Here is a 7167-nt window from a genome sequence, read left to right as displayed (position 1 = left end):
GGCGGCGGCACCACCTGCTGGTAGGCGAATAAAATTTAACACCCCCCCTAATTTTCGATAAGCGCCGGGCGGCGCTCAGGCACGGACGGCGAGCTCTCTCGGCAGGGAAAAGACCACCTTCTCCCGCTTGCCCGGCGCCTCCAGGACGGTGTCTGCGCCCCACTCGGTAATTCTCCGCACCACCTCCTCCACCAGGACCTCGGGGGCCGAAGCGCCGGCGCTGATGCCGATGGTGTGCTTGCCGGCCAGCCACTCGCGTTGGATTTCCGAGGCATTGTCGATGAGGTAGGCGGGGACCTGCATCTTTTGGGCGATCTCCTGAAGGCGCGTGGAATTGGAACTGTTGGGGGATCCGACCACGAGGATCAGATCGCATTGTTCTGCCAGCGTCTTCACCGCGTCCTGGCGGTTCTGAGTCGCGTAACAGATATCATCCTTTTTCGGCCCCACAATCTTCGGAAAACGTTCACGGAGCGCATCGATGACCTCAGCGGTATCATCCATCGACAGGGTCGTCTGGGTGACATAGGCAAGAAAGTCCGGATTTTTGACCTTCAGGTCAGCGACATCGTCCACGGACTCCACCAGATACATGCCACCTCGCCCGTCGTCCTGGTGGTATTGGCCCAGCGTGCCTTCCACCTCCGGGTGGCCCGCATGGCCGATGAGGATGCATTCCCGCGCTTCTTCCTGGTAGCAGCCGACCTCCATGTGGACCTTGGTGACCAGCGGGCAGATGGCATCGAAGACCCGAAGCCCCCGGTGGGCGGCATCGTCACGGACGGCCTCGGAGACACCGTGGGCGCTGAAGATAACGATGGACCCATCCGGCACCTCGGAGAGCTCCTCCACAAACACCGCACCTTTCTTACGTAGCCCATCCACCACATATTTGTTATGGACCACCTCATGGCGCACATAGACGGGCGCGCCGAAGAGTTGCAGTGCCCGCTCCACGATCTCGATGGCGCGGTCAACACCGGCGCAAAACCCGCGGGGATTGGCAAGCATGATCTCCATAGCGCCTTTACTCATTCTCTCAATTCAACCAGCCTGAGCGATTTTAACATTGGCCCCAATTAAAAGGTCAAGACGACTGCAACACGCTACGTGTCGAACGATCCCCTGTCAACCCGAACCCAACCCCGCAGCCTACGCCCCCCTATCAGCATGCCTGTGATTTTTCAGCCAGATGACATCGAGCACCAACATCGCCGCACCCACCGTGATGGCGGAATCCGCCAGGTTAAATGCGGGCCAATGCCAATCCTGATAGTAGATGTCGATGAAATCCACCACATAGCCCAACATCATCCGATCCCACAGGTTGCCGAGGGCGCCCCCCAGGATCAAGGCGAGTGCACATGCCACCCAGCGCTTTTCCCTCGGCAGGCGCCAGAGCCAAACCCCGATGAAGGCGCTTATGCCCAAGGCGAGTACGATAAACAACCAACGCTGCCATCCGCCGGCCTCATTCAAGAGACTAAAGGCGGCGCCGGTATTGTGCACCAGGGTCAGATTGAACAACGGCCCGATGGGCACGGGTTCTGCCAACGGCAAATAGGTACTGGCCAGCGCCTTGGTCCATTGATCGAGAATGACGAGCACGGCCGAGGCCAAATACCATTTGAGGGCGTGGTGCACGATTATAGACGCTCACGCATAGCGCCGCGCCTCGCCTGCACCGGTGACGTTCACCACGCAGCGAGCGCAAAGGCCCGGATGGTCTGCATGCTGACCAACCTCTTCACGACGGTGCCAGCAACGGACACATTTCTTGAACGTTGACGGCACCACCTTGATGCAAAGGCCGGGTACGTCGGTGGGCTCGGCATCATCAGGACGCTCGCTGGCCTTATGAATGCGCCCATAGGACGTGATTAACACGAAACGGAGTTCATCTTCCAAGCGCCTAAGCAGTACATAGAGTGCTTCATCACAATAAAGATCGACTTCTGCATCGAGGGCGGATCCGATGGCCCCCTCGATGCGCAATTTTTCCAGTCCTTTACTGACCGCATCTCTGACCGCGATCACGCGCTCCCAAAATGGCGCGCCATAATCATCCGTTACATCGATGCGGAAGAGCCCTTCATAGGTGCGCGCAAGAAACACCGACTCCCCTCGAGGACCGGGCATGTGCTGCCAGACCTCATCGGCGGTGAAACTCAAGATCGGTGCGAACCAGCGCACCAGGGCCTCGGCAATGTGATACATCGCTGTCTGGGCCGAGCGCCTAGCAAAACTATCCCGTTGGGTGGTGTACTGGCGGTCTTTGATGATATCGAGATAGAAGCTTCCCATCTCCACCGTGCAGAACCGGTGTAGCTTCTGGTAGATGAGGTGGAATTGGCAGGCATCATACGCCGCTAGGATCTCTTCCTGCAGCCGGGCGGCGTGATCAACAGCCCACCGGTCGAGCTTAATCATGTCATCAGGCGCAACCTGGTCGCGTGCGAAATCAAAGCCGTTGAAATTGGCGAGCAGAAAGCGTGCCGTGTTGCGGAGCCGCCGATAGGCATCCGCCATGCGTTTCAAGATCTCATCGGAGACCCGCATCTCACCCCGGTAATCGGTGGCCGCCACCCACAGGCGCAGAATATCGGCGCCCAGCGAGTCGATCACCGCTTGCGGCGCCACAACATTACCCCGGGACTTGGACATCTTCATGCCCTCAGCATCCACGGTAAACCCATGGGTCAACACCGCCCGGTAGGGCGCGATCTGATTCATCGCCACCGAGGTCAAGAGCGAAGACTGGAACCAACCGCGATGCTGATCGGATCCTTCTAAATAAAGATCGGCCGGATAGCGGAGCCTGTCATCCCGTGCCAGCACAGAGGCATGGGTGACGCCCGAGTCAAACCAGACATCGAGTGTATCCGGCACCTTCTCATAATGTTCCGCCTCCTCACCCAGCAGATCGGCCGGTTCCAGATCAAACCAGGCATCGATGCCGCCGACTTCGATCCGTTCAGCCACGTCTTCAATCAATCTCAGGGTCTCGGGGTGCAATTCACCGGTCTCCCGGTGAACCAGGAAAGGAAACGGGGTGCCCCAGGCCCGCTGCCGTGAGATGCACCAGTCGGGCCGGTTCTTCACCATGCCTTCGATGCGCTGCTGACCCCACTCCGGGTTCCAAGTGATCCGGGTAATCTCGGCCAGTGCCTGGCCCCGCAACCCATGGGCATCCATGCTGATAAACCACTGGGGCGTGGCGCGAAAGATGATCGGGGTCTTGTGACGCCAGCAATGCGGATAGCTGTGGGTGATGGTCTCCTCAAAGACCAACGTGCCCTTATCGCGGAGTACCTTGATGACCGCCGCATTGGCTGCAAAGACCTCTTCGCCTGCAAAGAATTCCGTGTCCGACAGAAAGCGACCATCGCCACCCACCGGGTTATCCACTACTAACCCATAACGCTCCCCCACCACATAATCATCAAGACCATGGCCCGGCGCGGTATGCACTGCCCCGGTGCCCGCCTCCAGCGTCACGTGCTCACCCAAGATCAGCGGCACCGTGCGCGCATAAAACGGATGGGCGAGTTTGACCCCTTCCAGGTCTTTGCCTGGACACCTCGCAATAACGGCATAGTTGGCCACCCCGTAACGCATCATTAATGTTTCCACGAGCGGTTCCGCCACCACCAGACGCTCAGCGCCTTGGGGTGTCTGACCCTGGACGATGGCATAGGGGACCTCTGGATGGAGTGCCACCGCCTGGTTGGCCGGTAAGGTCCAGGGGGTGGTCGTCCAGATCACCACCGAGATGGGTCCCTCACCCGCGCAAGGCGATACCGATAGACAGCGCTTGAATACGGCATCGTCTTCCACTACCCGAAAGCGGACATCAATGGCCGGTGATTGCCGCTCTTCGTAGTCCACCTCGGCCTCAGCCAGCGCCGAGCCACACGCGGCGCACCAGTGCACGGGCTTGGCGCCCCGCTGCACGTGGCCTGCCGCCATGATCCTGCCAAGGGAACGGACGATATGGGCTTCGATCTCGAAGTCCATGGTCAGATAAGGTCGCGACCAGTCGCCCAGCACCCCGAGCCGTTCAAAATCGGCGCGCTGGCGTGTGACCTGTTCTTGAGCAAACGCGCGGCAGGCGTGTCGAAAGGTCTTGGCATCCACGTCGACACCGGGTTGACCGACCTCCTTCTCCACCATGAGCTCGATGGGCAGTCCATGGCAATCCCAGCCGGGGACAAAGGGAGCATCAAACCCGATGAGGGTGCGCGCTTTAACCACAATGTCCTTGAGCACCTTATTGACCACGTGACCAATATGGATATCCCCATTGGCATAAGGTGGTCCGTCGTGAAGCACAAATTTCGGACACTCGGCTCTTTGCTCGCGGATCTTTTGATAGAGATCCATCGCCTGCCAGCGGGCGAGTAACGCCGGTTCGCGCTTGGCCAAATTGGCGCGCATGGGAAACTCCGTCTTAGGCAGGTTCAGCGTGTCTTTGTAATCACCCATGCAAAGACCTCGAGAAAAAAATCTTGCGGCAAGTTAGCGCGGTGATTGTGATCACGGGACGCTTTCAACCTCTTTGCCGTCGCGCTTTGACGCAAAAAACGCCTTCGCCTCCTCAGCATCCTCGGCAATCTGTTTTTGAAGCGCGGCAAGCGATTTAAATTCCCACTCTCCACGTAATTGCTTAAGCAAGGCGACCCGCAAATAGCGCCCGTAAATTTCTTGATCGAAGTCAAAGATATGCACTTCCAGCAACTGTCGCTTACCGTCGATCACGGGACGCGTGCCGATGTACGCGACGGCGGCAAGCGCGTCTTGCCTAATACCGGAGACGCTTGCGGCAAAGACGCCGCGCACCGGTGAGCGCAAGCGATGCAATTCAATATTGGCGGTTGCAAAACCAAGCGTGCGTCCGCGCTTGTCGCCATGGGCGACCCGCCCGCTGATGCTGTAATCCCTACCAAGCAACCGCCGGGCGAGTTCGAGATCCCCGTCTGCCAGCGCCTGGCGCACGCGGGTACTGCTGACGCGTTCGCCATTGACGGTGCAAGTTGAACTCGCACTGACGCCAAATCCCAGCGTCTCCCCCATGGCGCTAAGTTTCGCAAAATCGCCCTTGCGACCCTTGCCAAAGCGAAAATCATCACCTACCACCAGATGCCGTACGCCCATACCAACCACTAACAGTTTCTGCACGAACTCCTCCGCCGAGAGCCACGCCAATGCTTGATCAAATCGCACGCAAACCAAGTACGTTACTCCATACTCTGCAATTGCCTCAGACTTTTCGCGCAAGCGCGTTATTCTTGCGGGCGCATCGGCGGGAGAAAAAAATTCCTGGGGCTGAGGTTCAAACGTCATGACCACCGAAGGCAATGATTTACTTGCCGCACTTTCCTTTAACGCACTCAAAACAACCTGATGGCCCAAATGCACACCATCAAAGCTCCCGATGGTCGCAACGCAGCCCTTATGTTGCGATCTGAGATTGTATAAACCACGGATCAGCTCCATGCGGTGTAACCGTAGAAAACAAAAGGCGTAATTATACCTGCCGGGTCTTTACTGTCATGTCGCGCCAGCGAAGTCCTACAAGCCAAAGAGAGAACAAATAGGCGGCTACAGCGACTGCGATCCACAGTGCAAGATGCGTAAGCCGTGCAGAAACCCCCCAAGACAGCCACGTCACGGTCTCCCCCACACCCACAGTTAACACAGCCCCCATGACCCCGCAAGCGATGGCGACGCGCAGCAGTAGTGAGGCCCACCCGGGCACGGGTCGATACACGCCCTCGGCGCGGAGTGCCCGATACAAGAGTCCGGCATTTAGAAACGCAGCCAGTGAGGTCGCCAGCGCGAGGCCCGCGTGCGCAAGGGGGACCACAAAAATAAGGTTTAATACGATATTCACGAGCATTGCGATAATGCCAATGCGCACCGGGGTTCGGGTGTTCTGTCGCGCGAAGAATCCCGGTGCAAGTACTTTGATGAAAATAAAGCCAAGCAACCCAAACGCATAGGCTATTAAACTCCGACTCGCCATCTCAACATCAAAGCCACTGAATTCTTTGTACTGAAACAAAGTCGTTAAGATGGGGCCGGCGAGCATCACCAACCCCAACGTAGCCGGTGCGCCGAGCACAATGACCCACCGCAAGGCCCAGTCCAATGTATGGGAAAACGTTTCCACAGAGCCTTGCGCGTGTTTTTCAGACAAGCTTGGCAAGATCACGGTCGCCAAGGCGATGCCAAACGCGCCCAACGGAAACTCAACCAGCCTATCGGAGTAATACAACCAGGTGACACTGCCTGTTACTAGAAACGATGCAATGAGAGTGTCGACCATCAGATTGATCTGGGAGACGGACACGCCGAATAGAGCAGGGAGCATAAGTTTAACGATCCGTCTCACGCCCTCATCATGCGGTTTAATCTTCGGGCGCGGCAGGAGCTTTATGCGTAGCAGAAAGGGCAATTGAAAAAGCAATTGCGCCGCGCCCCCAATAAAGACACCCCAGGCCAAGGCTGTGATGGGCTTGTCCAATCTCGGCGCAAGAAAGATAGCGCAGAGAATTAATGAGATGTTCAGCAAGACCGGCGTAAATGCAGGCACCCCGAACTGTCTGTAGGAATTTAGAATCGCACCCGCGAAGGCAGCAAGCGAGATAAACAACAGATACGGAAACGTGATCCGCAGCATGTAGACGCTGAGGTCATATCTATCCTCGCTGCCGATAAACCCAGGCGCAAACACCGCAACGAGAACGGGCGCCGCAACAATGCCCAGCGCAGTCACACCAAACAGGACAATGCCGAGTGTCCCGGACACCCGATCGACAAGTTGTCGCACGTCCTCTGATGCCTGCTTCGTCTTGTACTCCATTAGCACCGGGACAAACGCCTGGGAAAATGCACCCTCGGCAAAGAGCCGCCGGAGAAAGTTAGGGATCTTGAACGCGACAAAAAATGCATCCGTCCCGGCAGTCGCGCCAAATAATTGTGCGATCGCCATATCGCGCAATAATCCCAGTACGCGGGAGATTAAAGTCATCCCGCCGACAGTAGCGGTCGATTGAAGGAGCTGCTTAGTCAGCGTGGCGACCCTTCAGGATCGGTGGAAGGCGGCGAATGCGTAGTGTCGTCAAGAATTCTGCTTGTAAATTGCTGCGCAAACGCATCTCAGAA

The 7167-nt window shown here is 57.5% G+C and carries 5 protein-coding genes; all 5 read right to left on the bottom strand.

Translation table 11 applies throughout. The features are described from left to right. Positions 1–75 precede the first annotated feature (75 nt). Entirely contained in the window at positions 76–1020 is a 945-nt protein-coding gene (ispH, locus tag O6944_10670; protein ID MCZ6719598.1) for a 4-hydroxy-3-methylbut-2-enyl diphosphate reductase, read from the bottom strand. 132 nt (positions 1021–1152) lie between these two features. Further along, positions 1153–1644: a signal peptidase II gene (gene lspA / locus O6944_10665; GenBank protein ID MCZ6719597.1), complete on the bottom strand. Its 492-nt coding sequence runs from the start codon at positions 1642–1644 to the stop codon at positions 1153–1155. 12 nt (positions 1645–1656) lie between these two features. Then, positions 1657–4485 carry an isoleucine--tRNA ligase gene (gene ileS, locus O6944_10660; GenBank protein MCZ6719596.1) on the bottom strand — a complete coding sequence of 943 codons (2829 nt, stop codon included), beginning with the start codon at positions 4483–4485 and terminating at the stop codon, positions 1657–1659. 51 nt (positions 4486–4536) lie between these two features. After that, on the bottom strand, positions 4537–5496 hold the full coding sequence (gene ribF / locus O6944_10655; protein MCZ6719595.1) for a bifunctional riboflavin kinase/FAD synthetase: 960 nt from the start codon (positions 5494–5496) through the stop codon (positions 4537–4539). Between the two features lie 31 nt (positions 5497–5527). Next, the gene (gene murJ / locus O6944_10650) at positions 5528–7075 is read right to left on the bottom strand and encodes a murein biosynthesis integral membrane protein MurJ (protein MCZ6719594.1); all 1548 of its coding nucleotides are present in this window, start codon (positions 7073–7075) and stop codon (positions 5528–5530) included. Between the last annotated feature and the right edge of the window lie 92 nt (positions 7076–7167).

Source organism: Gammaproteobacteria bacterium (assembly GCA_027296625.1).
GTDB lineage: Bacteria > Pseudomonadota > Gammaproteobacteria > JAKEHO01 > JAKEHO01 > JAKEHO01.
The sequence above is the reverse complement of the archived record's forward strand: the minus strand, read 5'-3'. Positions and strand labels throughout refer to the sequence as shown.